Source organism: Gammaproteobacteria bacterium (assembly GCA_019748175.1).
GTDB lineage: Bacteria > Pseudomonadota > Gammaproteobacteria > JAIEPX01 > JAIEPX01 > JAIEPX01.
On the sequence record JAIEPX010000002.1, the window covers coordinates 1 to 21,480 of the forward strand.

General features: G+C 40.9%; 32 protein-coding genes. 31 read left to right on the forward strand and 1 reads right to left on the reverse strand.

Annotated features, from left to right (window positions below):
• The 31 genes from K2X50_00215 to K2X50_00365 form a co-directional block, all read left to right on the forward strand.
• Positions 1 to 81, forward strand: an 81-nt coding sequence (locus K2X50_00215) for an elongation factor Tu (GenBank protein ID MBX9585656.1), incomplete at its 5' end; no start/stop codon positions are given.
• 5 nt (positions 82 to 86) lie between these two features.
• Positions 87 to 416, forward strand: a complete 330-nt coding sequence (gene rpsJ, locus K2X50_00220; protein MBX9585657.1) for a 30S ribosomal protein S10 — start codon at positions 87 to 89, stop codon at positions 414 to 416.
• Positions 417 to 428: 12 nt separating this feature from the next.
• On the forward strand, positions 429 to 1,085 hold the full coding sequence (rplC, locus tag K2X50_00225; protein ID MBX9585658.1) for a 50S ribosomal protein L3: 657 nt from the start codon (positions 429 to 431) through the stop codon (positions 1,083 to 1,085).
• 5 nt (positions 1,086 to 1,090) lie between these two features.
• Complete coding sequence (gene rplD, locus K2X50_00230) at positions 1,091 to 1,702, forward strand: 50S ribosomal protein L4 (protein ID MBX9585659.1); 612 nt, start codon at positions 1,091 to 1,093, stop codon at positions 1,700 to 1,702.
• Complete coding sequence (rplW, locus tag K2X50_00235) at positions 1,699 to 1,995, forward strand: 50S ribosomal protein L23 (GenBank protein ID MBX9585660.1); 297 nt, start codon at positions 1,699 to 1,701, stop codon at positions 1,993 to 1,995. Before rplD ends, rplW begins: the two co-directional genes overlap by 4 nt.
• Before the next feature lie 13 nt (positions 1,996 to 2,008).
• Entirely contained in the window at positions 2,009 to 2,869 is an 861-nt protein-coding gene (gene rplB / locus K2X50_00240; protein ID MBX9585661.1) for a 50S ribosomal protein L2, read from the forward strand.
• A gap of 11 nt (positions 2,870 to 2,880) precedes the next feature.
• Positions 2,881 to 3,168: a 30S ribosomal protein S19 gene (gene rpsS, locus K2X50_00245; GenBank protein MBX9585662.1), complete on the forward strand. Its 288-nt coding sequence runs from the start codon at positions 2,881 to 2,883 to the stop codon at positions 3,166 to 3,168.
• A 2-nt stretch (positions 3,169 to 3,170) separates the two neighbouring features.
• On the forward strand, positions 3,171 to 3,503 hold the full coding sequence (rplV, locus tag K2X50_00250; protein ID MBX9585663.1) for a 50S ribosomal protein L22: 333 nt from the start codon (positions 3,171 to 3,173) through the stop codon (positions 3,501 to 3,503).
• A gap of 17 nt (positions 3,504 to 3,520) precedes the next feature.
• The gene (rpsC, locus tag K2X50_00255) at positions 3,521 to 4,198 is read left to right on the forward strand and encodes a 30S ribosomal protein S3 (protein MBX9585664.1); all 678 of its coding nucleotides are present in this window, start codon (positions 3,521 to 3,523) and stop codon (positions 4,196 to 4,198) included.
• 12 nt (positions 4,199 to 4,210) lie between these two features.
• Entirely contained in the window at positions 4,211 to 4,624 is a 414-nt protein-coding gene (gene rplP, locus K2X50_00260; GenBank protein ID MBX9585665.1) for a 50S ribosomal protein L16, read from the forward strand.
• Positions 4,624 to 4,821 (forward strand): 50S ribosomal protein L29, encoded by a 198-nt coding sequence (gene rpmC, locus K2X50_00265; protein MBX9585666.1) that lies wholly within the window; start codon positions 4,624 to 4,626, stop codon positions 4,819 to 4,821. The genes rplP and rpmC overlap by 1 nt, the downstream gene beginning before the upstream one ends.
• On the forward strand, positions 4,814 to 5,074 hold the full coding sequence (gene rpsQ / locus K2X50_00270; GenBank protein ID MBX9585667.1) for a 30S ribosomal protein S17: 261 nt from the start codon (positions 4,814 to 4,816) through the stop codon (positions 5,072 to 5,074). Before rpmC ends, rpsQ begins: the two co-directional genes overlap by 8 nt.
• 19 nt (positions 5,075 to 5,093) lie before the next feature.
• Complete coding sequence (gene rplN / locus K2X50_00275) at positions 5,094 to 5,462, forward strand: 50S ribosomal protein L14 (GenBank protein MBX9585668.1); 369 nt, start codon at positions 5,094 to 5,096, stop codon at positions 5,460 to 5,462.
• A gap of 17 nt (positions 5,463 to 5,479) precedes the next feature.
• Positions 5,480 to 5,800: a 50S ribosomal protein L24 gene (gene rplX, locus K2X50_00280; protein MBX9585669.1), complete on the forward strand. Its 321-nt coding sequence runs from the start codon at positions 5,480 to 5,482 to the stop codon at positions 5,798 to 5,800.
• Positions 5,801 to 5,811: 11 nt separating this feature from the next.
• A complete protein-coding gene (rplE, locus tag K2X50_00285; GenBank protein ID MBX9585670.1) occupies positions 5,812 to 6,357 on the forward strand; it encodes a 50S ribosomal protein L5 in 546 nt (181 codons plus the stop codon).
• 5 nt (positions 6,358 to 6,362) lie between these two features.
• Positions 6,363 to 6,668, forward strand: coding sequence for a 30S ribosomal protein S14 (gene rpsN / locus K2X50_00290; GenBank protein MBX9585671.1), 306 nt, complete (start codon positions 6,363 to 6,365; stop codon positions 6,666 to 6,668).
• 26 nt (positions 6,669 to 6,694) lie between these two features.
• Positions 6,695 to 7,087, forward strand: a complete 393-nt coding sequence (gene rpsH, locus K2X50_00295) for a 30S ribosomal protein S8 (protein MBX9585672.1) — start codon at positions 6,695 to 6,697, stop codon at positions 7,085 to 7,087.
• A 9-nt stretch (positions 7,088 to 7,096) separates the two neighbouring features.
• Positions 7,097 to 7,630, forward strand: a complete 534-nt coding sequence (gene rplF, locus K2X50_00300) for a 50S ribosomal protein L6 (protein MBX9585673.1) — start codon at positions 7,097 to 7,099, stop codon at positions 7,628 to 7,630.
• Positions 7,627 to 7,980 (forward strand): 50S ribosomal protein L18, encoded by a 354-nt coding sequence (gene rplR, locus K2X50_00305; GenBank protein ID MBX9585674.1) that lies wholly within the window; start codon positions 7,627 to 7,629, stop codon positions 7,978 to 7,980. Before rplF ends, rplR begins: the two co-directional genes overlap by 4 nt.
• A 17-nt stretch (positions 7,981 to 7,997) precedes the next feature.
• Positions 7,998 to 8,501: a 30S ribosomal protein S5 gene (gene rpsE, locus K2X50_00310; GenBank protein ID MBX9585675.1), complete on the forward strand. Its 504-nt coding sequence runs from the start codon at positions 7,998 to 8,000 to the stop codon at positions 8,499 to 8,501.
• Between the two features lies 1 nt (position 8,502).
• Complete coding sequence (rpmD, locus tag K2X50_00315) at positions 8,503 to 8,691, forward strand: 50S ribosomal protein L30 (protein MBX9585676.1); 189 nt, start codon at positions 8,503 to 8,505, stop codon at positions 8,689 to 8,691.
• Between the two features lie 8 nt (positions 8,692 to 8,699).
• On the forward strand, positions 8,700 to 9,134 hold the full coding sequence (gene rplO / locus K2X50_00320) for a 50S ribosomal protein L15 (protein ID MBX9585677.1): 435 nt from the start codon (positions 8,700 to 8,702) through the stop codon (positions 9,132 to 9,134).
• The gene (gene secY / locus K2X50_00325) at positions 9,135 to 10,463 is read left to right on the forward strand and encodes a preprotein translocase subunit SecY (GenBank protein ID MBX9585678.1); all 1,329 of its coding nucleotides are present in this window, start codon (positions 9,135 to 9,137) and stop codon (positions 10,461 to 10,463) included.
• A 16-nt stretch (positions 10,464 to 10,479) separates the two neighbouring features.
• Positions 10,480 to 10,593 carry a 50S ribosomal protein L36 gene (gene rpmJ / locus K2X50_00330; protein MBX9585679.1) on the forward strand — a complete coding sequence of 38 codons (114 nt, stop codon included), beginning with the start codon at positions 10,480 to 10,482 and terminating at the stop codon, positions 10,591 to 10,593.
• Between the two features lie 100 nt (positions 10,594 to 10,693).
• Positions 10,694 to 11,050, forward strand: coding sequence for a 30S ribosomal protein S13 (gene rpsM / locus K2X50_00335; protein ID MBX9585680.1), 357 nt, complete (start codon positions 10,694 to 10,696; stop codon positions 11,048 to 11,050).
• Between the two features lie 14 nt (positions 11,051 to 11,064).
• Positions 11,065 to 11,460 carry a 30S ribosomal protein S11 gene (gene rpsK / locus K2X50_00340; protein ID MBX9585681.1) on the forward strand — a complete coding sequence of 132 codons (396 nt, stop codon included), beginning with the start codon at positions 11,065 to 11,067 and terminating at the stop codon, positions 11,458 to 11,460.
• 12 nt (positions 11,461 to 11,472) lie between these two features.
• On the forward strand, positions 11,473 to 12,093 hold the full coding sequence (rpsD, locus tag K2X50_00345; GenBank protein MBX9585682.1) for a 30S ribosomal protein S4: 621 nt from the start codon (positions 11,473 to 11,475) through the stop codon (positions 12,091 to 12,093).
• A 17-nt stretch (positions 12,094 to 12,110) separates the two neighbouring features.
• Positions 12,111 to 13,100 (forward strand): DNA-directed RNA polymerase subunit alpha, encoded by a 990-nt coding sequence (rpoA, locus tag K2X50_00350; protein ID MBX9585683.1) that lies wholly within the window; start codon positions 12,111 to 12,113, stop codon positions 13,098 to 13,100.
• A gap of 8 nt (positions 13,101 to 13,108) precedes the next feature.
• Positions 13,109 to 13,483 (forward strand): 50S ribosomal protein L17, encoded by a 375-nt coding sequence (rplQ, locus tag K2X50_00355; GenBank protein MBX9585684.1) that lies wholly within the window; start codon positions 13,109 to 13,111, stop codon positions 13,481 to 13,483.
• 426 nt (positions 13,484 to 13,909) lie between these two features.
• Positions 13,910 to 17,377 carry a hypothetical protein gene (locus K2X50_00360; GenBank protein ID MBX9585685.1) on the forward strand — a complete coding sequence of 1,156 codons (3,468 nt, stop codon included), beginning with the start codon at positions 13,910 to 13,912 and terminating at the stop codon, positions 17,375 to 17,377.
• A 104-nt stretch (positions 17,378 to 17,481) separates the two neighbouring features.
• Positions 17,482 to 17,991 (forward strand): acyl-CoA thioesterase, encoded by a 510-nt coding sequence (locus tag K2X50_00365; protein ID MBX9585686.1) that lies wholly within the window; start codon positions 17,482 to 17,484, stop codon positions 17,989 to 17,991.
• A 22-nt stretch (positions 17,992 to 18,013) separates the two neighbouring features.
• Here the strand turns inward: K2X50_00365 and K2X50_00370 are convergent, their stop codons facing one another.
• Positions 18,014 to 21,469, reverse strand: coding sequence for a hypothetical protein (locus K2X50_00370; GenBank protein MBX9585687.1), 3,456 nt, complete (start codon positions 21,467 to 21,469; stop codon positions 18,014 to 18,016).
• Positions 21,470 to 21,480: the final 11 nt, after the last annotated feature.

Genomic DNA, 21,480 nt, shown 5'->3' on the forward strand with positions numbered 1-21,480 from the left:
ATGGAAGATGGTTTACGGTTTGCAATTCGTGAAGGTGGTCGTACCGTAGGTGCGGGCGTCGTTGCGAAAATTACTGAGTAATGACAATGACAACGACAGCAGCAGTTAAAAATCAGCGCATTAGAATTCGGTTAAAGGCATTTGATCATCGTTTGATCGATGTCTCTACCAAAGAAATTGTTGATACGGCAAAAAGAACGGGTGCTCGAATCAAGGGCCCAATTCCTTTGCCTACTGATTTGGAGAAATTCACGATTCTTATTTCTCCATTCAAGCACAAAGATGCGCGTGATCAGTACGAAATTCGTACGCATAAGCGCTTAATCGATATCATCGATCCAACAGATAAGACTGTCGATGCATTGATGAAGCTAGATTTGGCAGCTGGTGTCGATGTTGAGATCAGCGTTGATTAAGAGGTTATAACAATGGCAGTTGGTATTGTCGGAAAAAAAGTAGGTATGACTCGCTGCTTTACAGAAGAAGGCGGAGCAGTTCCTGTAACTGTAGTCTATGTAGAGCCAAATCGAGTTACGCAAGTAAAGACGGTGGAAACCGACGGCTATAACGGCATTCAGGTTGTGGCGGGTTTGCGACGTGCGAATCTTGTCAGTAAGCCTAAAGCTGGGCATTTTGCTAAAGCGGGTGTAGAGCCTGGTGATATGCTGTGTGAATTTCGTATTCACGAAGGAGAAACTTCCTCCCTGAACGTGGGTGATCAGGTTAAAGTGGATCACTTTAGTGCAGGTCAGATGGTCGATATTCGGGGTACCTCAAAAGGTAAAGGTTATGCAGGTGTTATCAAACGTTATAATTTTAAACAACAGCCTGTAAGTCATGGTAACTCCCTAACCACACGTGCTCCCGGATCAATTGGTCAAAACCAAACCCCTGGTAAAGTATATAAAGGTCGTAAAATGGCAGGTCATATGGGTAATGCCCGCGTGACTGTGCAAGGGCATAAAGTTTTTCGCGTTGATACCGCAACTAATGTGATTTTAATTAAGGGTTCAGTGCCTGGCGCACCTGGAAGTTACGTAGTGATTTTGCCTAGTGTAAAAGCCAAGAAGAAGGAGGCTAACTAATGGCCATTAATTTAAATCTTACTGGTGCATCAGGTAGTAAGTCAGTTGAACTGAATGAAGCTGTATTTGGTCAAGCTTATAACGAACCTCTTATTCATCAAGTGCTCACTGCTTATTTTGCAGGGGCACGTGCTGGTACTAAGGCACAAAAAACACGTGCTGAAGTGAGAGGCGGTGGTAAAAAACCTTGGAAACAAAAAGGTACAGGCCGTGCACGTGCTGGTTCATCTCGAAGCCCAATTTGGCGTTCAGGTGGTACAACTTTCGCTGCTAAGCCACGTGATTACAGTCAAAAAGTGAATCGTAAAATGTATCGTAGTGCGATTTGTTCGATTTTATCTGAGCTGGTTCGAAGTGAACGAATAATTGGTATTGAATCGTTATCATTAAATGCGCCAAAGACCAAAGAGTTGATGGGTAAATTAAAAGACCTCGATTGCAATCATGTTTTGATCGTAATTAATGATCATGATACCAATGTACTGTTGGCAGCTCGAAATCTACCGAATATTGATGTCTGTACAGCGGCCGATATTGATCCGGTCGGTTTGATTGCTTACGACAAAATTATTATGACTGTCGACGCCCTCAAACATATCGAGGAGAAATTACAATGATTGATGAACGCTCATATAAAGTATTGCTTGCTCCTCATATTTCTGAAAAAGCGTCAATTGTTGGTGATCGACATCGACAATATGTTTTTAAAGTGATAAAAGATGCTAATAAGCAAGAGATTAAAAAGGCCGTTGAACAGCTGTTCAAGGTTAATGTGGATCACGTTCGTATTGTGAACAAGAAACCAACCATAGTCCGCAATAAAATTGGCATTGGGCGACGAAGCGGTTGGAAGAAGGCCTATGTGAAAGTCGCAGCAGGTCAGTCAATTGATTTTTCCGGCTTGGTATAGGAGTTGAGTGAAGATGGCTATTAAAAAAGCTAAACCAACATCACCGGGACGCCGTTTTGTTGTTGCACCTTCGAAAGAGGGATTGCATAAAGGACGTCCTTTAGCAGCATTAACTGTTGCGAAGGGTTCTTTAAAACCCGGCAAACGAGGCGATGGCCGCAATAACCAAGGCCGCATTACGACTCGTCATCGCGGTGGTGGTCATAAGCAGTTATATAGAATTATAGATTTTAAGCGAGATAAAGACGGTATTACTGGACTTATTGAACGAGTTGAGTATGATCCTAACCGTAGCGCAAGTATTGCATTAATACTCTATGGTGATGGTGAGCGTCGATACATAGTCGCTCCTAAAGGCATGGCTCAAGGTGATAAAGTGATTTCTGGTCCTAACTCACCCATTGCAGTAGGTAATTGTTTGCCCTTGGCGAATATTCCAGTGGGTTCTACGGTTCATTGCGTAGAGATGAAACCCGCTAAAGGGGCGCAGATTGCACGTAGTGCTGGAACTTCGGTTCAATTTGTTGCGAAAGAAGGCGAGTTTGCTTCTATCAGAATGCGTTCTGGTGAATTGCGTCGTGTGCCTATTCAATGTCGTGCGACAATGGGTGAGGTATCCAATTCTGAGCATAACTTACGCTCTTTAGGTAAAGCCGGTGCGAAACGATGGCGCGGTATTCGACCTACAGTGCGTGGTGTGGCGATGAACCCAGTTGATCACCCACATGGTGGTGGTGAAGGTCGTACCTCAGGTGGTCGTCATCCAGTTAGTCCTACGGGTAAACCGACTAAAGGGGCTAAGACGCGTAAGAATAAGCGTACGAATAAGAATATCATCCGTGGCCGTGGTCGCGGACGTGGTAGTAAAGGTTAGGAGGATAGTAAGTGGCAGTACGTTCGAGTAAAAAAGGTCCGTTTGTAGACTACCATCTGCTAGCGAAAGTGGTTAAAGCGACCAAAAGTAATGATCGTAAACCGATTAAAACATGGTCACGTCGATCAACAATCATACCTGAAATGATTGGTGTGAATGTGGCTATCCATAATGGTCGCCAACATGTCCCTGTGTATATCACAGAAAACATGGTTGGGCATAAGCTCGGTGAATTTGCGCCTACTCGTACATTTAAGGGGCATTCAGCGGATAAAAAAGTTAAGGGTAAAGAGGATTAATCGTGGAAGTTGCAGCAATATATCGTTATGCACGTAGCTCAGCCCAAAAGGTTCGGCTCGTTGCTGATCAGATTCGTAATAAGCCCGTTGCTCGAGCGCTAGAAATTCTGGCATTCAGCAAGAAAGGCGCCGCTGAAATGGTTAAGAAAACTTTGGATTCAGCGATAGCTAACGCCGAAAATAATAAGGGTGCAGATATCGATGAACTGAAAGTTTCTGCGATCTTTGTTGATGATGGCCCAACGTTGAAACGTGTTAAACCACGTGCTCGTGGTCGTGCGGACCGTGTTTTAAAACGGATGTGTCATATCACTGTAAAAGTGTCAGATGAATAAGAGAGTGAGAATTTAGTATGGGACAAAAAGTTAACCCAATTGGTATGCGTCTTGGTATCACTCAAGAGTGGACCTCTACTTGGTATGCTGACCGTGGCAATTACGCTGCTTTTCTGCATGAAGACATTGCTACACGGAAGTATCTTCGCAAAGAACTTGCTCAAGCTGCAGTAAGTCGTATCGATATCGAACGTCCTGCAAAAACTGCGCGAGTCACTATTCATACGGCACGACCTGGTGTGATTATTGGTAAAAAAGGCGGTGATGTTGAGCGTCTACGGGTTAAAGTTAGTGAAATTATGGGCATACCCGCTCACGTGAATATTAAAGAAATTAAAAAGCCTGAATTGGATGCAACATTAGTAGCTGAAAGTATTGCGCAGCAATTAGAACGTCGTGTGATGTTTCGTCGTGCGATGAAGCGTGCAGTGCAAAATGCATTGCGTGCTGGTGCAGAGGGTATTCGAGTTGCGGTTGCTGGGCGATTGGGTGGAGCAGAAATTGCACGTACCGAATGGTATCGTGAAGGCCGTGTGCCTCTTCATACCTTGCGAGCCGATATTGATTACGGTACAGCAAGAGCAAACACCACATATGGTGTTATTGGTGTGAAAGTGTGGATTTTCAAAGGCGAAGTGTTTGAAGGCAAAGCCGCGAACACAGAAGCTGCTGAAGAACAACGAGATAAAAATTAAGGGGTAATGGCTATGATGCAGCCGAAGCGACAAAAATACCGAAAGATGCATAAAGGGCGTAATCGTGGATGCGCTACTGTAGGCAATCGTGTATCCTTCGGAGAATATGGACTCAAGTGTGTTGGGCGTGGGCGACTGACTCAGCGTCAGCTTGAGGCAGCTCGTCGAGTTATAGCTCGTATCACGAAGCGTGCTGGTAAAATGTGGGTTAGAGTATTTCCTGATAAACCGATTACGCAAAAGCCTCTTGAAGTTCGTATGGGTAAAGGTAAAGGTAATGTGGAATACTTTGTTGCTCTCATGCAGCCAGGCCGCATGGTGTTTGAATTAGATGGTGTTACCGAAGAAGTTGCGCGAGATGCTTTCGAGAAAGCAGCTGCTAAACTCGGTCTCCCTATGGTCTTTGTAAAACGAACGGTGATGTAATGAACGCGAAAGATTTACGATCGAAATCGACTCAGGAACTGCTAGACGAAATTAAGTCACTATTACGTGAGCAGTTTAATTTACGGATGCAGAAAGGATTGAGCGAAGGACTGAAAACGCATCAGTTCAAACTAGTCCGACGAGCTGTAGCTCGTGTGAAAACAATTTTAGCAGAGAGAGAGCGTGAAAATGGTTGAAGTAACAAAGACAGCGCGGTCACTGATTGGAGTGGTCACGAGTGATAAGATGAATAAATCAATCATTGTGACTGTTGTAAATCACGTTAAGCACCCTCTTTATGGTAAGTATCTTAGACGTGAAAAGAAAATGGTTGCACATGATGAACAGAATTCATGTAAAGTTGGCGATACTGTTCAGATTAGAGAGACCCGCCCGATCTCTAAAACAAAAAGTTGGGTTTTAGACAAGATAATTGAGCGGGCCGCTTAATTTTTGGAGTATTAGTAGGATGATTCAAACACAAACAATGCTGACTGTCGCGGACAACAGCGGCGCACGAAGAGTGATGTGTATCAAGGTGCTTGGGGGATCACATCGTCGTTACGCCAATATTGGTGATGTCATTAAAGTGACCATCAAAGAAGCGATTCCGCGCGGTAAAGTGAAGAAAGGCGATGTTATGTTTGCATTGGTGGTTCGTACGAAGCATGGTGTACGTCGTGATGACGGATCCGTTATTCGTTTTGACAGTAATGCAGCGGTATTGCTCAACGCTAATAAACAACCGATTGGCACACGGATTTTTGGGCCAGTAACGCGTGAATTGCGATCTGAGCAGTTTATGAAGATTGTATCATTAGCACCTGAAGTGCTGTAAGTGAATAGGTGATTGCGATGGGACAGAAGATTAAAACAGGTGATCAAGTGAAAGTGCTAGCAGGGCGCGATAGAGGTCGCACGGGCACTGTATTACGTATGGTAAGCGATGATTATGTCTTAGTTGAAGGCATCAATATTGTGAAAAAGCATACGCGTGGAAATCCACAGGCTGGTACACAGGGTGGCATTATTGAAAGAGAGGCAAAGATCCACAGATCTAATTTGTCACTCATTCATCCTGTAACCAATAAAGCAGGTCGGATTGGGTTTAAAACGCTTGAGAATGGACGTAAAGTACGAGTCTTTAAGTCCGATGGCGAAGTGCTGGAAGAATAGGTGTATAAACAATGACTAGTCGATTTCAACAACGTTATCGTGAAAAGATGGTTCCAGAGCTTAAAGTAAAGCTTGGATGTAAATCTGTGATGGAAGTTCCAAGGTTATTAAAAATTACCTTGAACATGGGTGTAGGCGAAGCTATTGCTGACAAGAAAATTGTCGATAATGCTATTCGTGATTTGACTCAGATTGCTGGTCAGAAGGCGGTTAAAACAATCGCTCGAAAATCAATCGCAGGTTTTAAAATTCGAGAAGGTATGCCGATTGGTGCGCGTGTCACACTTCGTGGCAGCCGCATGTATGATTTCTTAGAGCGATTGGTATGTATTACAATCCCTCGAATTCGCGATTTTCGTGGTGTTAACGCGAAGTTTGATGGGCGTGGCAATTTCAATATGGGTATTCGTGAACAAATCGTGTTTCCCGAAATTGAGTACGATAAAATAGATGCAATCCGTGGGTTAGATATTGCAATCACAACAAGTGCAACGACCAACGAACAAGGTCGAGCGTTGTTGGATGCATTTAATTTCCCATTTAAGGATAAGGAGTAGGGCGCATGGCAAAAGTATGTATGGTGAACCGTGATAAATATAGAGCGCAACTCAGTGCTAAAGCTAAAGTTGGTCGTGAAGCTCTTAAAAAAGTGATCAAAGATCCTGATGTTGATTATGATGAGAAAATTACGGCGATTAATAAACTGACACAACGGCCTCGTGACGAAAGTCCATGCCGACTTCGTCTACGATGTAAGTGTTGCGGACGTCCACGTGGTGTGTTGCGTAAATTTAAAATGTGCAGAATTTGTTTGCGAAACTTGGCAATGACTGGGAATGTTCCTGGTATTGTTAAGTCGAGCTGGTAAAGCGATTTATTGATAGGATAGAAACTATGACTATGCAAGACCCAATTGCTGATATGTTGACAAGAATTCGAAACGGCCAAGCTCGTTCGAAGCCTACTGTCACCATACCACATTCAAAATTGAAAGAAGCGATAGCTAAGGTGCTACAAGATTCTGGTTTCATTACCAAAGTCGATGTTCTTGAAGGCGCGAAAAAGTCCTTAGCGGTCACATTAAAATATCACCGTGGTGAAGGTGTCATTACGAGCATTGATCGTAAAAGTCGACCCGGTTTACGTGTTTATCGAGGTAAAGATAAGTTACCGCAAGTGATGAGCGGTTTAGGTATTGCCATTTTATCAACTCCACAAGGCGTGATGACTGAAAAGCAGGCGCGTGTGAAAGGAGTGGGTGGTGAATTATTGTGTACAGTGTGCTAGGAGTCGGTAATGTCTAGAGTAGCAAAAAATCCAATTCCAGTACCGGCTAATGTTCAAGTGAATATTAGTAAGGATCAAGTGCATGTGAAAGGCCCCAAGGGTGAGCAGTTTCTAACTCTTCATCGAAGTGTGGGTGTTGTACAAGAAGCTGGCGTGTTAAATATCATCGTGAAAGACGTAGAAGATGGTGGTGATGCACAGGGCGGCACTGCACGCGCTATTTTGAATAATATGGTCACTGGTGTGAGCAATGAGTTTGTTAAACAGTTAGAGTTAGTGGGGGTCGGTTATCGGGCCCAAATGCAAGGTGTTAACTTGAAACTGAACTTAGGCTTTTCTCATGACATTATTTTTCCAGTGCCTGCCGGAATTCACATCGAGACACCAAGCCTAACGGAAATTACTGTTCGAGGTGTTAGTAAGCATTTAGTGGGCCAGGTGGCTGCTAATATTCGCAATTATAGACCACCTGAGCCTTATAAAGGCAAAGGTATTCGCTATAAAGGCGAAGTGATTATTAAGAAAGAGGGTAAGAAGCAATGATAAATAAACGAACTGCGCGACAACGACGTGCGAAACCATTGCGAGCAATATCTAAACGATTGTTAAAGACACGTTTGAGTGTTCATCGTACTCCTCAACATATATATGCTCAAATTATTTTACCTGACGGTAAGGTGGTAACAGCGGCATCAACTGTTGAAAAAGAGTTGCGTGCGCAGTGTAAAAACGGTGGAAATGTAGAAGCAGCAAAATTAATAGGTAAAGCTGTGGCTGAGCGAGCTTTGAAAGCGAATGTGAAAACCGTCGCTTTTGATCGTTCTGGATTCGCCTATCATGGGCGCATCAAGGCACTTGCCGATGCGGCGCGTGAAGCTGGATTAGAGTTTTAACGACGAAGGGTTTTGAAATGGTCGAAAATGAATTAGCCTCCGATGGTTATATTGAAAAGATGGTCTACGTTGGACGAGTGTCCAAAACTACCAGTGGTGGCCGCAAGATGAGCTTTGTTGCTCTGATTGTAGTTGGCGATGGAAAAGGCAAAGTGGGTTATGGTTTGGGTAAAGCTGCTGAAGTTCCGGCTGCTATGAAGAAAGCCAGTGCTGAAGGCCGTCGTAGCATGCGTAGTATCGACCTAAATGGTAAAACGATATGGCATGAAATTAACCAACGTTTCGGCGCTACAAAAGTATTTATGAAACCAGCTTCTCCAGGTACTGGCGTTATTGCGGGTCATGCGATGAAGGCGGTGTTCACCGTGATTGGGATTGAAGATGTGCTTTCAAAAGTGGTAAATGCCTCAAACCCGATTAATGTAGTGCGTGCAACAATTAATGCGTTGACTGGAATGCGGTCACCTGAATTGATTGCTTCACGTCGTGGTAAAACAGTTAAAGCTGTGGTGGAGGGTTAATATGGCTACTTCAAAAGAACTCAAAATCACGTTGATTCGAAGCCTGTGCAAGCGATTAAAGAAACATCAAGCTTGTGTTAGAGGCCTCGGTCTGAAAAAGATGCATCAAACGATTGTGGTTCAGGATACACCTGAAAATCGTGGCATGATTAATAAAGTTGCTTATATGTTGAATGTTGAGGAAAGTTAATTATGACCATGCGATTAAATACATTAAAGCCAGCCCCAGGCGCTAAACGTGAAGGTGTTCGTCTTGGACGCGGTATAGGATCTGGAAAAGGTAAAACGGGTGGTCGAGGACACAAAGGGCAGACTTCGCGTACGGGTTCTTCTATACCTGTAGGATTCGAGGGTGGTCAGATGCCTATCGCTCGACGTATGCCTAAATTTGGTTTCTCATCAAAAATCGGTCGTGCAACGGCTGAAGTTCGTTTGAATGAGTTAAATAAAATTGAAGGCGATACCGTTAATTTAGAAACGCTTCTTGCCGCAGACGTTATTAAAGCCGGTATTACCCGCGTTAAAATCTTTCTGAGTGGCGAACTGAAAAAAGCAGTGACCGTGAAAGGTGTTGGTGTTACTAAAGGTGCAAAAGCTGCTATAGAGAAAGCTGGCGGAAAGGTTGAAGTGTAGATGGCAACTCCGAATCTAGGTAGCGCATTATCCCAAGGAGGATTGGCTGAGCTTAAGAGGCGATTGCTATTTGTATTAATGGCTATTATCGTTTTTCGCATCGGCTCGCATGTTCCTGTACCTGGTCTTGATCCAGAACGATTGGCGCATTTATTTAGCCAAAGCCAAGGCGGCATATTCGGCATGTTCAATATGTTTTCTGGCGGCGCTTTTCAACGAGCAACTGTATTAGCTTTGGGGGTTATGCCTTATATTTCGTCCTCCATTATTATGCAATTATTTACAGCAGTTGTGCCAAAACTTGAACAGCTGAAAAAAGAAGGTGAATCTGGACGGCGAGTAATTAATCAATATACTCGATATGGCACAGTGATTTTATCATTCTTCCAAGCAGTGGGAATGAGCAAGTGGTTAGCAAGTAATGGAATTCCTTTAGAACTCGGATTTAGTTTTTATTTTATTGCGACTATTAGTATGGTAACTGGTACTATGTTCTTGATGTGGCTCGGCGAGCAGATGACGGAACGTGGTGTAGGTAATGGTATTTCTTTGTTGATTTTTGCTGGTATTGTGTCACGCTTTCCTGAAGCGATTGCTCAAGTGTTTACACAAGTGAAGCAAGGGCAAATGCAAGGAATCAGTTTGTTGCTATTGCTAGTTTTGGTGCTTTTAGTAACGGGATTTGTGGTTTTTGTTGAGCGTGCTCAACGACGTATTACGGTGAATTATGCGAAACGTCAGCAAGGCCGCCGTGTATATGCTGCTCAAAAGAGCCATTTACCGTTTAAGATTAATATGGCAGGGGTTATCCCACCGATTTTTGCATCAAGTTTGATATTTTTCCCGTCGACAATTGCGGGATTTTTCGCGGATATGCCGAGCATGCATTGGCTGCAAAGTGTGAGTATAGCATTGAGTCCTGGGCAACCACTGTATTTAGCTGCGTTTACCGCTGCGATATTTTTCTTCTGTTTCTTTTATACGGCGATGGTTTTTAATCCGAATGAAACAGCTGAGAATTTGAAAAAATCGGGTGCATTTATTCCGGGAATTCGACCGGGGGAGCAAACAGCTCGTTATATTGATTCTGTAATGACGCGATTGACTTTTGTAGGGGCTATTTATTTAACAGCCGTTGCGTTAATGCCAGAATTTTTGATTTTGAAATGGCACGTGCCTTTTCATTTTGGAGGTACTTCATTGTTAATTACAGTGGTTGTACTGATGGATTTTTGGGCGCAATTACAAGCGCATTTAATGTCGCACCAATACGAATCGTTGATGAAAAAGGCGAATCTAAAGGGTGGTCATTTTGGCTTGTCGCGTTGAAAGCGGAGAGTAAGTTATGAAAGTGCGCGCGTCAGTAAAACGAATTTGTCGTAATTGCAAAGTTGTTCGACGTAATGGCGGGGTTAGAGTTATCTGTAAAGATGCCAGACATAAGCAGCGTCAAGGCTAGCTTTGGTGTCGGGATACTTAAATCCTAATTATAAAGTGCGGAATTGATTGATTGTTCGATTGTTTCGCGCTATGATATTCGACTTTTTGGAGAATAGTGAATGGCTCGTATAGCCGGTGTACACATACCAGACGATAAACACGTACGTATTGCTCTACGTAGCATTTATGGAATCGGTCCTACTCGCTCAGAAAAAATTTGCGCATTAGCGAAAGTGGCGCCTGAGTCCAAAGTGAGGGACCTCACTGAGGTTGATTTAGATAAGCTTCGTACTGAAGTTGATAAATTCACGACAGAGGGTGATTTACGACGAGAAGTTAGTACGAACATTAAACGATTGAAAGATATAGGCAGTTATCGTGGGATACGACATCGACGTGGGTTGCCTGTACGTGGTCAACGTACGAATACTAATGCTCGTACGCGCAAAGGCCCTAAAAAACCAATTCGTAAATAGGAAAGTGAGAGATTATGGCAAAAGCTAAAGCAACAACACGTGTACGTAAGAAAGTAAAACGTACGGTGTCACAAGGGATCGCTCATATTCGAGCCTCCTTTAATAACACGATTATTACAATTACCGATATGCAAGGTAATTCATTGGCGAGTGATAGTTCTGGACGTAAAGGGTTTAAGGGTTCTCGAAAAAGTACACCTTTTGCTGCCCAGGTTGCTTCAGAAGCTGTTGGTAAGTTAGTGAAAGAAATGGGACTTAGAGATGTTCACGTCCGAGTCCGAGGTGTGGGGTCAGGACGTGAGTCTGCGATTCGAGCACTCCATTCGGCGGGTTTAAATATTAGATCAATTTCAGATGTGACACCCATTCCACACAACGGTTGCCGTCCGCCTAAAAAGCGACGAATTTAGGAGTTAGCAGAGATGGCTAGATATACAGGTCCAAAATGTAAATTAATGCGTCGTGAAGGCACTGACATTGGTCTGAAGAGCTCATTACGTGATATCGATACCAAATGTAATATGAAACAGGTCCCTGGTCAGCATGGGGCTCGTCGAAGTCGATTAACAGACTTCGGTGTTCAGATGCGTATGAAGCAAATGATTCGTCGTTATTATGGATTGCTGGAAAAGCAATTTCGTCGATATTACGAAATGGCGGATCGTCAAAAGGGTTCAACCGGTGACAACTTATTACTCTTTTTAGAAAGTCGTTTAGATAACGTCGTTTATCGAATGGGTTTTGCAAGTACACGTGCCGAAGCGCGACAGTTAGTCAATCATAGTTCAGTTTTGTTGAATGATGAGGTATGTAATATTCCATCACGATTGTTGGTTCCAGGTGATGTGGTTGAAATTCGTGAACGATGTAAAGGTCAGTTACGTATTAAAGCTGCTCTAGAATTAGCTCAACAATCACCCCAGCACGACTGGCTTGATGTTGATGCAACAAAAATGATGGGAACGTATAAGGCACAGCCTAAAGTGGCGGATTTGCCTCCAGAATTTAAGGTTAATTTGGTTGTAGAGTTGTACTCGAAATAGAGGTGATTAGTATTATGTTGCAGGATATTTACTCCAGTTTTTTAACTCCACAGAATATTAGGGTGGAAAGTATTACACCTACGCATTCTCGTATTACGCTTGAGCCTCTGGAAAGGGGTTTTGGCTATACCTTAGGAAATGCGATGCGTCGTATTTTACTATCATCCATGTCTGGTGCTGCCATTATTTCTGTTGAATTTGATGGTGGTGTAGTACTCCATGAATTCAGCACAATTGATGGTGTGCAAGAAGACGTGATCGATATTTTATTGAACTTAAAAGGCGTTGCATTAAAAATGCATGGTCGTGATGAAGTCAATTTGAAACTTGTTAAGAAAGGTAAAGGTCCTGTAACAGCTGCTGATATTCAGTTAGAGCATGATGTTGAAGTAGTTAATCCTAACCATGTAATTGCTAATCTTACAAAGAATACAGAGCTCAAAATGACGCTAACGGTAAAAACTGGGCGTGGTTATTTGCCTGCGGCTCAGCGATTTACGGGTGAAGAAGCTCGATCAGTGGGCGTGTTGCATCTTGATGCATCATTTAGTCCAGTACGTCGAGTGGCCTATGAAGTTGAAAATGCGCGGGTTGAAAAGCGCACAGACCTTGATAAGCTCGTCATTGATATAGAGACGAATGGTACGTTGAATCCTGAAGAAGCGATTCGTAGAACGGCTACTATTTTGCAACATCAATTAGCGGCTTTTGTTGATTTACAAGCAGAGCCTGCTCAAAAAATACAATCTTTAGGTTCGGAAGTGAACCCAATGTTGTTACGTCCTGTAGATGATTTAGAGCTCACCGTGCGTGCTGCAAACTGTTTGAAAGCAGAAAACATTTTTTATATTGGTGACCTAGTTCAGCGCACAGAAAATGATTTGCTCAAAACACCTAATCTCGGTAAGAAATCGTTGACTGAGATCAAGAGTGTGTTGAGTTCACGTGGATTATCTCTGGGTATGGCAATTGATAATTGGCCGCCTAAAGAATTAGCAGATAAATAGGAAAAGTCATGAGACATCGTCATAGTGGTAGAAAATTAAACCGTAATAGCTCTCATCGCAAAGCGATGTTTAAGAATATGGCGGCTTCGCTCATCGAACATGAGCTCATTAAAACAACGCTCGCAAAAGCCAAAGAATTGCGTGGTATTGTAGAACCCATGATCACAGCAGCTAAATCAGATAGCGTTGCTGGTCGTCGGTTAGCATTTAGTCGCTTACGTGATCAAGCTGCTGTGGGTAAATTATTCACGGTTCTAGGTCCGCGTTATAAAGAGCGTCCAGGTGGCTATTTACGCATCATCAAATGTGGCTATCGTAACGGAGATTGTGCTCCAGTCGCTCTCGTCGAATTAGTGGATCGTGAAGGCGCCCCTGCTGAATAAGTTATAGAGTTCCAGTGTGGAAGGGGGGCAATTTATTGCCCCTTTTTTTTTGGGCCAAATAATAGTTAAAAGGTAGGCCCTCTAACCGCCATTAGCAAAGACTATTCCTCCTTGTATTTTATGCTTAAATATGGTATAAAATGGGATTATGCAACTAAGAAAGAATAATCCTAAGATAGATAGAGCGCTATGATCAATATTACACAATTGCTGGATAAATGCTGTAGCGAAAATAGGCGGTTTGTGCTGCCGAGTATTCGAAGGCACAGCGAGGTCAAGTTACAGGACCTTGTTTGCACTATGCTCCCCTATATTGGCCAGATGGTCCTGTTCGAGGGAGAGCCTGTTAAGTTATCATGGGAACATATTCATTCTTATTTACATTTACGTAGTCTAAATAGCAATGCATTTTGCAGTGATTTGTATATGCAACTATTGGCAGTTTTTAAGAAGATATCAACTGTACGGAAGTTGGCTGCGAATAATTTGTTGGTATTCAAATTCAAAGACCACCAAACAGCAATCGCTTTTTTCGATTTTACCTATGCAATTTTACCCATCAGAAATACGGAATATCCCAAAATCAACAACAATGAATGTATTCTGACGGATGATCAATATTCTTGTTGTCAATTTTATGCTGCGCAAAGAAGTGGGGAGCTTTCCCCAGAAATGCTTGGTGATCAATATTTTTTGAAAACGTTAAGAGCCGATACGCTTGATTATAGTTATGCCTTTATTTTGGGGATTATGCCAGGTAATGCTGAGACTAAACGACAAAATCTGCGCTTTGTGAATCGTGGTCACTTTACTGTTGATCCTAAGGGTAATGCGACGACTAGAATTAATAAAAATCCCATGTATACTCCCGAGCAGAAAAAAGGATTTTCTCAAATTCAGTCATGCACATTCATTGATAGTAAAATAATCAGTCCCGCTTTTGGTTTTACGAAAGAACGAAATCGTAAGTTATATGGCTTGATGACTCATTGGAATGATGCGCGAGTCAATCGTATGCTGGTTGATGATGGGGGAACTGTCGGACATGTTTTTGACGCCACTGATAGTATTGAAGCACGACGCAACCGGTTTTCTGCTTATGAAATTACTGAGGAAAAAAACGGCTCGTTGACTCAGAAAAAAAGGTCCAAGAAAAGATGTTACTCTCCGGTTGAGCTGAATGAATTTAAAGCACACAATCTCGAAGCAAGGCCCGATAATTGGAAAACAAATGAATGCTTGGTGCGCTTGCGTTTTAATCCTTACCGAAGCGTTGTGAGCATTTGTTCTGATACCTTAGAATCTCGATTATTAGCTTATGATTTCGCGCAAGAGCTATTAGAATATTACGCAGATTATGCTAAAAAAAATGGCCTCGAATTAAACAAGAATTTTAGAATCCCTATAGTTTTTTATTTGAGAAAAACGCCTACTTTTATGGGTGTATCTGCACATGAAAATTTCACAGTGGGGCATTTTAAGCACGATTTGCGATTTTATACTGAAGATATGCACCTAGAAGATCAAAAGAAAGCATGTGCAATTTATAATGATTCAGCGCAGAGGCATTCTCATTTTCTAGCGAATGATTATGAATTTTTGTTGGGGTTAGAGACAATCACGCCCGAGATGTTATTAGAAGAAGATGGTTATGGAATTCCGTTAGCCTGCGCCATGATAAGAACGGGTTATGTGCGTATGTTGGGGCGATTATTGAGAAAAGATAACGAAAAGAAAAATCTACTTGTGGTAGTGCTTGCAGAGCTAATAAAGCGGAATTTTTTCGTTAAGAATGATCGCATGATTTCTCAACTCATTATGGCTGAAGCATTTAATATCGCTGAAATTCTTATTCAAGAGACGAATTCTGAAAAGTATGCATTACTTGTTGGCGATAAGAAATTATCAACACATCTCATCAATTACGGTAACCCGCGACAATTAAATTACATGGGATTTGATAAGATTTTGATAATGGCCGCTGAAAGAGGTGCGTGGGTTACTATTGTGCTGTGCGTCAAAGAATATCCTAATATGGATAAGGGATTATTAGGGCAATTATTGTGTTATGCGTGTCAACGCAGCCAATATAAAGAAGCTGAATTATTATTGAAAATGGGCGCGTATAGGTCCTCAGAAGTTTCAGGATTAAGAGCGATTCAGCACACTGTGGAGAATAAAGATTGGGCCATGGTGGGAATATTTTCTCAGTTTCCTGCAGATGAACATGATTTGTCCTATTATGGTTTTGCTTTATTAAAGGCGCTCCAACATCAGCAGCGAGGAATTGCTAAATTATTATTGTTAGCGGGTGCAAAACCTTATTGGCGGAGTTACATTAAAAACCATGAAATGGAGTCTACGTTGTACTATGCTGTGGAGCATGATTATAATGAATTATTGCCAGATTTAATTAAGCATGAAGCCCAGTGTCAAGGTTCTCTTGCTACATCTCGCCAATGGCTTGCCGCAGATCTTGCCGTTCTGAAAAAAAATGAGTGGGCTATAGAGCTGCTTTCTGAATTTCGTATTTCAGATTCTTTTTTTATGAATCAACCCGATTTAGTCTGTCGTTTAGTTGTGGAAGCATTAGCCATTGGGAGTCGGGAGATGGCTATTTACCGCTTAAAAAAATATTTAAACACTAGCGATTTAGAATCTGTTGATGGTGATATTATCATGAACGGTTTTCGAATCATAAAAGATTCTCTACAGTGGTCATGTTCCTATTTTCCATTGCACTATAAAAAGGTTGTGTTAAAAAATATTATTGAAATTCTGTTGGCAAATAAAGAGTTGTTGTTGCTGACGAACTTAGTTGCTCATTTTAGATCGCAAAAAGATTATAGCACACACATTGATGAGCTTTTTTTTGAGGTCATATCAAGGAAGGTATCTTCTCATAACCTCGGTTTCATTAAGGATTTAATTAAGGAAATGGTGAGGAACGCAGCGCAACAACAGTGCTGGCAGTTGGCCATTAATGAGGCGCTGTATGACTCTGTGAAGAGCGCTGCGATGCATATGCCTTATTTGTTATTGGAGCTCGGTGCTGAGCCGGATTATAATGTAGGAGGTGGACGCGCAATTGTTGAAAAGGTCGCCTATCTTGATAATGAAATCCTTCTTAAGCATTTATTAGAGAACTATAGCTTTAGTCTATCAATTAAGATGCAGTTATTAACTGCAGCAATCAATATTAGAGGATTGAAATGGCTAGTTTTTGAGTTAATTGAAAAATATAAAACAGAAATACATCCTAAACATATTGAGCTGTCAGCGAGGATATCCGGAGAGGATGTATTGTTACCATTGCTCGACGCTGTTGATAAAAATCATTATTACGATCATTCGTTTCGATTTGCTTTCTTTAGTGCTTGGATCTATGGTAGCAAAGCAAAAAGTAATGATGTATGTAAAAAATTAATGGCCATGTTAAGGCCTGCTTATATAAAGCATTTAACATTGCAATATCTCTTGGTCGCATATAGGGTATCGCTATCTGATTGGGAGTTGACGCGTTATCTATTTCCTAATTTAAATGTGATATTAAATTCAGAGTATCTCTCTGTGGTTGAAAAGAATCTTCCTAAGATAAAGTTGAGTGCTTTTCACGAAACTAATCTTCGTATGCTCAATAATTATTTTCACCAAATTCATTCGCTGCCAACGGACGATGTAATACTCAGCACCTATGAAACAATGTTGAGTCAATTTAAACAAGTTACTCCTAAAACAAGTTCTGGTTTTTTTAGTGATGTTTTTGATAGTGCTGGTTTCGAAAGTTCGATGTATAGCTATTTGGTGAGGGTCGACTTGAATTTAGCTAAGTTTGTACCTGAACCTGCTCTAAAGTTGTCTAAATCTAGCTCTAACACTAACTCTCTTTTATAAGAGCAGATATTGCTGGCCAAAAAAGCATTAGACATCTCGAATTACGCTAAAAAATTATTGGTGTCAGTGTGGGAATTAGCTATAATTGTAGTTGGAGTAGTAATATGACACATAAAACGTTACCTGGCAGGTTGGTTAAAGCGTCTGCTGTAGAAAATCAAACCTACAAGGTTTTTCCCAACGATTTGAATTCGATGGGGAAGGTCTTTGGTGGTTTGATCATGTCAATTATTGATCGCACAGCTTTAGTAGTCGCTGAGCGGCATAGCGGATCACCTTGTGTGACGGTTTCTGTCGATTCAATTCATTTTTTAGCGCCGGCAACGCGCGGAGATACCTTGCTGTTTAGTGCGTCAGTAAATCGCAGCTGGACTAGTTCGATGGAAATAGGGGTTCGTGTTACTATCGAAAATTATCGAACGCGCGAGACCCATCATATTTTGTCAGCCTATCTGACATTTGTGGCGCTGGACGATGATGGAAAACCGACACGCGTTCCACCGGTGATTCCCGAATCTTTTATCGAAAAAAGGCGATATGCTGAAGCAGATGAGCGACGAAAACTTCGTCGTGAAGAAATGGAAAAAAGACGTAACGATCGTGAAAAAAATTGAATGTGAGTTAGAAGATAAAGAGTTAGAGATACAGTGTAATATCTGAAGGGTCAGGTTGTATGTGAGTTTCTGGGTTATTGTTGCTGGGACTTTGGTTGAAGATTTGGTCTGTTTCGCTCACTATTTTGTAAAAGTCAGAAATAATATCTTTTTCTTCCTGCTTCCTAAAAAAGCTTAGTGAGGAGCGGGATATTGTGCTTTCAAAATGTGCTAGTAGATTTTTATAGATGTTGAGTAATAATTGCTCGCAGGGAAGTGACTCAATTGTTGTGAGTGCAGATAAATAATCGTCAAGAAGTTTTAGTACAGTTTCAAACATGATTGATGAATTATTGTAAGATGCTATAGTTTGGCTTTTAAGGTCATTAATGATTTTTCTCGTTGGCTCAGAGTCAAGTGGTTTGTTGAGATAGAAGTATGACGAGAATATGTGTTGATTTTCAAAGAGTTTACAAAGCACTAAGATGATATAGAGCAATGAATAGTGTCTGGTGCGAAGTGGGCCAAGTTTGCAGGCGAGGGCATCGGATTGTTCTTTTGGACGTAAAATCATGTCAAATTTAAATATTCTCCATAGTTCATAGTATTCCCAAAAGTTATCTGGATTCTGAATATCACACTCATCAATTGATTCTAGTAATGGAATTATTTGCCATTGATTTTTGTGATAGAGTGCAAGTTGGATGTGCTTTGCCTTCACTTTAATCGGGTGATCTTCCAGAAGTTGTCGAAGGTATTGTGAGTGAAGATGTAGAGAGCGGATTGATGGCGATTTGACAATATTTTCAATCATATAATTTAGTGTTTCGTTGTATGATTTTTCGATGATGAACGGAGTAGATAATATCGCATGAAGCGTTTTAAAGTGATTGGTTTTATAGGCAAGGAGTAGTGCGATATTAACTTCATTTTTTATATCAATAAATGATCGAATGTCATCGTCAATATAGGTGGTTTTATAGCTATTAATACAGTCTAATGCGAAGATGAAAAGCTCAAATAATTCTTCAAGTTCGAGCGTGTTGTAATCAATCAAAGCATGGTGAAATTTAATGGTGTATTTCTCATCGATTATTTTAGTTAATGTTTCAGTCAATGCTAATAGCCAGATATGTAAATGATTAGATTGTGAGATGACTCTTTTTAGCGGCTTTATAAACATTGGGAAATTAGAGCTAATTGGGTTAAGAGAATCTATCAGTTTAGTAGCAATCGCTTTTTCAGTGGGAAGGTCAGCTGGCTTTAGTCTGGAATTAATGAGTTCTCGAAGTGATAGATATAGATCGGTATCTTTATAGTATAGAAAAATTTCAGCGGCCAATTTATGTGCATGATTACTAGAATCAAAATGAAGAAAGGGTAGTGCTCTTTCAAATGAGGTTAGGAGTAATTTGAATCCATAAGTGAATTTTTTATCGCCATCATTGGGTATGATATTAATTTCACGGCCGTAATGGAATAGTCGCCATTCGGCAAGTTTTTTTTCACCTAAAATATAGGCTTCAAATACTAGTATGCAAACACTTTTGATCGGATCTTGAGGGTCTATGAAAGGGTTTGAGCTCACTTTATCTTGAAGTGAGATAATGCCGTCATTATTTGCAGTTCTTGGTTTTTCAAGTAGGATAGTTTCGCTGTGTTGACCTTGTTTGAATGCTTCTAAGAATAGGTATTCTAATAAGATACTATCAATTTCTTTAATCTCTTTAAGGCAAAGCCGAATAGTAACCCAGTATTTTTTCACTGCAGCCATTGTCAACATCTCGCTGAGGCCCATAAACTTGATTTGACGAGGATTGCCTTTTTCTGCTAGATAATCGACTAAGTCGAAGATTCGAAATTTTAATTTATTTTTCTCCGAATTAGTTGCTTTTATGAGTATATCGGCCAATTCAAAGGCTTCTATCCTGATAAGCTCAGCAATAATAGGGTCATTTTTTTGAATAAGATTTCTATCTAGAAGATTTTTAAATATTATATGAAGTAAATTTGGATCTGTGTATTCCAGTTTTTTAAGTCGCAAGGGCCTCAAAACACGCACTAACGCACGAGCATAACCCTTCTGTAACATATAAAGAGCTAGTGGAGTGCCTTCAACTTCTTCTAGAAAAATATTTAGAGTTAATTTGTTGAGCCCTAGGAGGAAATCAAAATTATGTTTTTTATAGTCATTGAGCCTTTTTGTTTTGTCATTAAAGATACTATCGCACTGTTGAAGATCTCTTATACGCATTTCTGAAGTATATAAAGAAATCTCATGTTGTTTATTGGGTGCGTTAAACCTATCTAAAAATGATTTAGATTTTTCTGCGGGCTTATTGTAAAAAACAACTGGAAGTTTGAAACTCTGATTGAGTAAAACGCCGTTGTTTTGTTCAACAGATTCTAAAAGTTCTTGTGCAAAATCATAAGCTAGTAAACGAGAACTTAGAGTGTTTGAGCATATTGCCACAAAGCTTTTATGTGGATTGAACCTCATTCGGGCTAAAACTTCATTAGTTTTAGAATCTATTAATCTTTCATTGACAACAGCACGCTTAAATTCGGATAATTGATTTTCAGAGAAGTGGCGGTCTTTTTGATTTAATAGTCTGAGTTGCTGACCAGCAGTGAATGGGCTATCGGTTTCAAAAGGTCTGCCGATAGTGCCGCCATCTGTTTTTAGAAGACGACTAATTCTTACATCGCTGTGATGTGTCACAAGTCCGTATAATGTATCCCTGCGTAAATGTCCGAAGGCAGGGCTTAAGAGCCAGTCATCAATGAGCGTTAAGGATTGAATTTGCGTGAATCCATTCTTATTCACTCCATTGTTCGATACTCTCTTATGTCTATGTAGAAGAGTGCCATCAGGATGAATAATGTAGGCACCTCGATTGACTGGTCGTAAATTTTGAAGTGCTCGATTATCTTTATGGGTATTAAAAAGAGTTGTCAAAAATGTGCTTGTAAAATCCATTGTATCTGCTCGCAGTGTTTTTAAAAAGCAATCTTTGAAAAACTCTGCGGGTAAAGACTCTGCTCTAAGCATTGACAACCTATTTATAAAATGAAATTGATCAGAAGTGATAGTTAGTTGTTTTTCTTTTAATCTAGGGAAGTCGGGATTTTTTATGGGTAATATATGAAGTAAAAATTGATTATATGCGCGAGCATGTTGTGGAGCATCAAAAAAGATTAGGGCATGAGCACTACGATGCTGAATATTTCTGACATGTCGATACAGTGTAACTACGATGTGAGTGTGCAAAAAATCGTGTAATGGGCCAGCCTTTGATATAGTTGAATCTATGTATTTTTCTAAATGGGGCCAATCTAAGGAAATAGTATTGTCATTTAAAAGTACTTCATGGCCAATTAAAGGAGTTGTCTTTTCAATAAGCGTGCGCAACTGATCAAGCGAAATAGTAATTTTAAGGCCGCCTTCATTTTCTGGGATTCCCAGGCAATCATTCCAGATGTTTATTATGTCAGCCATAGTTAATTCTC

Coding starts and splice junctions, on each gene's coding strand:
- rplW (MBX9585660.1), top strand. CDS start 1,699: ATGATTGATGAACGCTCATATAAAGTATTGCTTGCTCCTCATATTTCT.
- K2X50_00370 (MBX9585687.1), bottom strand. CDS start 21,469: ATGGCTGACATAATAAACATCTGGAATGATTGCCTGGGAATCCCAGAA.
- rplF (MBX9585673.1), top strand. CDS start 7,097: ATGTCTAGAGTAGCAAAAAATCCAATTCCAGTACCGGCTAATGTTCAA.
- rplP (MBX9585665.1), top strand. CDS start 4,211: ATGATGCAGCCGAAGCGACAAAAATACCGAAAGATGCATAAAGGGCGT.
- rplX (MBX9585669.1), top strand. CDS start 5,480: ATGGGACAGAAGATTAAAACAGGTGATCAAGTGAAAGTGCTAGCAGGG.
- rpsK (MBX9585681.1), top strand. CDS start 11,065: ATGGCAAAAGCTAAAGCAACAACACGTGTACGTAAGAAAGTAAAACGT.
- rpsQ (MBX9585667.1), top strand. CDS start 4,814: ATGGTTGAAGTAACAAAGACAGCGCGGTCACTGATTGGAGTGGTCACG.
- rpsC (MBX9585664.1), top strand. CDS start 3,521: ATGGGACAAAAAGTTAACCCAATTGGTATGCGTCTTGGTATCACTCAA.
- rpsH (MBX9585672.1), top strand. CDS start 6,695: ATGACTATGCAAGACCCAATTGCTGATATGTTGACAAGAATTCGAAAC.
- rpsJ (MBX9585657.1), top strand. CDS start 87: ATGACAACGACAGCAGCAGTTAAAAATCAGCGCATTAGAATTCGGTTA.
- rplC (MBX9585658.1), top strand. CDS start 429: ATGGCAGTTGGTATTGTCGGAAAAAAAGTAGGTATGACTCGCTGCTTT.
- rpsD (MBX9585682.1), top strand. CDS start 11,473: ATGGCTAGATATACAGGTCCAAAATGTAAATTAATGCGTCGTGAAGGC.
- rpsE (MBX9585675.1), top strand. CDS start 7,998: ATGGTCGAAAATGAATTAGCCTCCGATGGTTATATTGAAAAGATGGTC.
- rpsM (MBX9585680.1), top strand. CDS start 10,694: ATGGCTCGTATAGCCGGTGTACACATACCAGACGATAAACACGTACGT.
- rpmD (MBX9585676.1), top strand. CDS start 8,503: ATGGCTACTTCAAAAGAACTCAAAATCACGTTGATTCGAAGCCTGTGC.
- rplO (MBX9585677.1), top strand. CDS start 8,700: ATGCGATTAAATACATTAAAGCCAGCCCCAGGCGCTAAACGTGAAGGT.
- secY (MBX9585678.1), top strand. CDS start 9,135: ATGGCAACTCCGAATCTAGGTAGCGCATTATCCCAAGGAGGATTGGCT.
- rplE (MBX9585670.1), top strand. CDS start 5,812: ATGACTAGTCGATTTCAACAACGTTATCGTGAAAAGATGGTTCCAGAG.
- rpmJ (MBX9585679.1), top strand. CDS start 10,480: ATGAAAGTGCGCGCGTCAGTAAAACGAATTTGTCGTAATTGCAAAGTT.
- rplB (MBX9585661.1), top strand. CDS start 2,009: ATGGCTATTAAAAAAGCTAAACCAACATCACCGGGACGCCGTTTTGTT.
- rplR (MBX9585674.1), top strand. CDS start 7,627: ATGATAAATAAACGAACTGCGCGACAACGACGTGCGAAACCATTGCGA.
- rpsN (MBX9585671.1), top strand. CDS start 6,363: ATGGCAAAAGTATGTATGGTGAACCGTGATAAATATAGAGCGCAACTC.
- rplN (MBX9585668.1), top strand. CDS start 5,094: ATGATTCAAACACAAACAATGCTGACTGTCGCGGACAACAGCGGCGCA.
- rpmC (MBX9585666.1), top strand. CDS start 4,624: ATGAACGCGAAAGATTTACGATCGAAATCGACTCAGGAACTGCTAGAC.
- K2X50_00365 (MBX9585686.1), top strand. CDS start 17,482: ATGACACATAAAACGTTACCTGGCAGGTTGGTTAAAGCGTCTGCTGTA.
- K2X50_00360 (MBX9585685.1), top strand. CDS start 13,910: ATGCAACTATTGGCAGTTTTTAAGAAGATATCAACTGTACGGAAGTTG.
- rplQ (MBX9585684.1), top strand. CDS start 13,109: ATGAGACATCGTCATAGTGGTAGAAAATTAAACCGTAATAGCTCTCAT.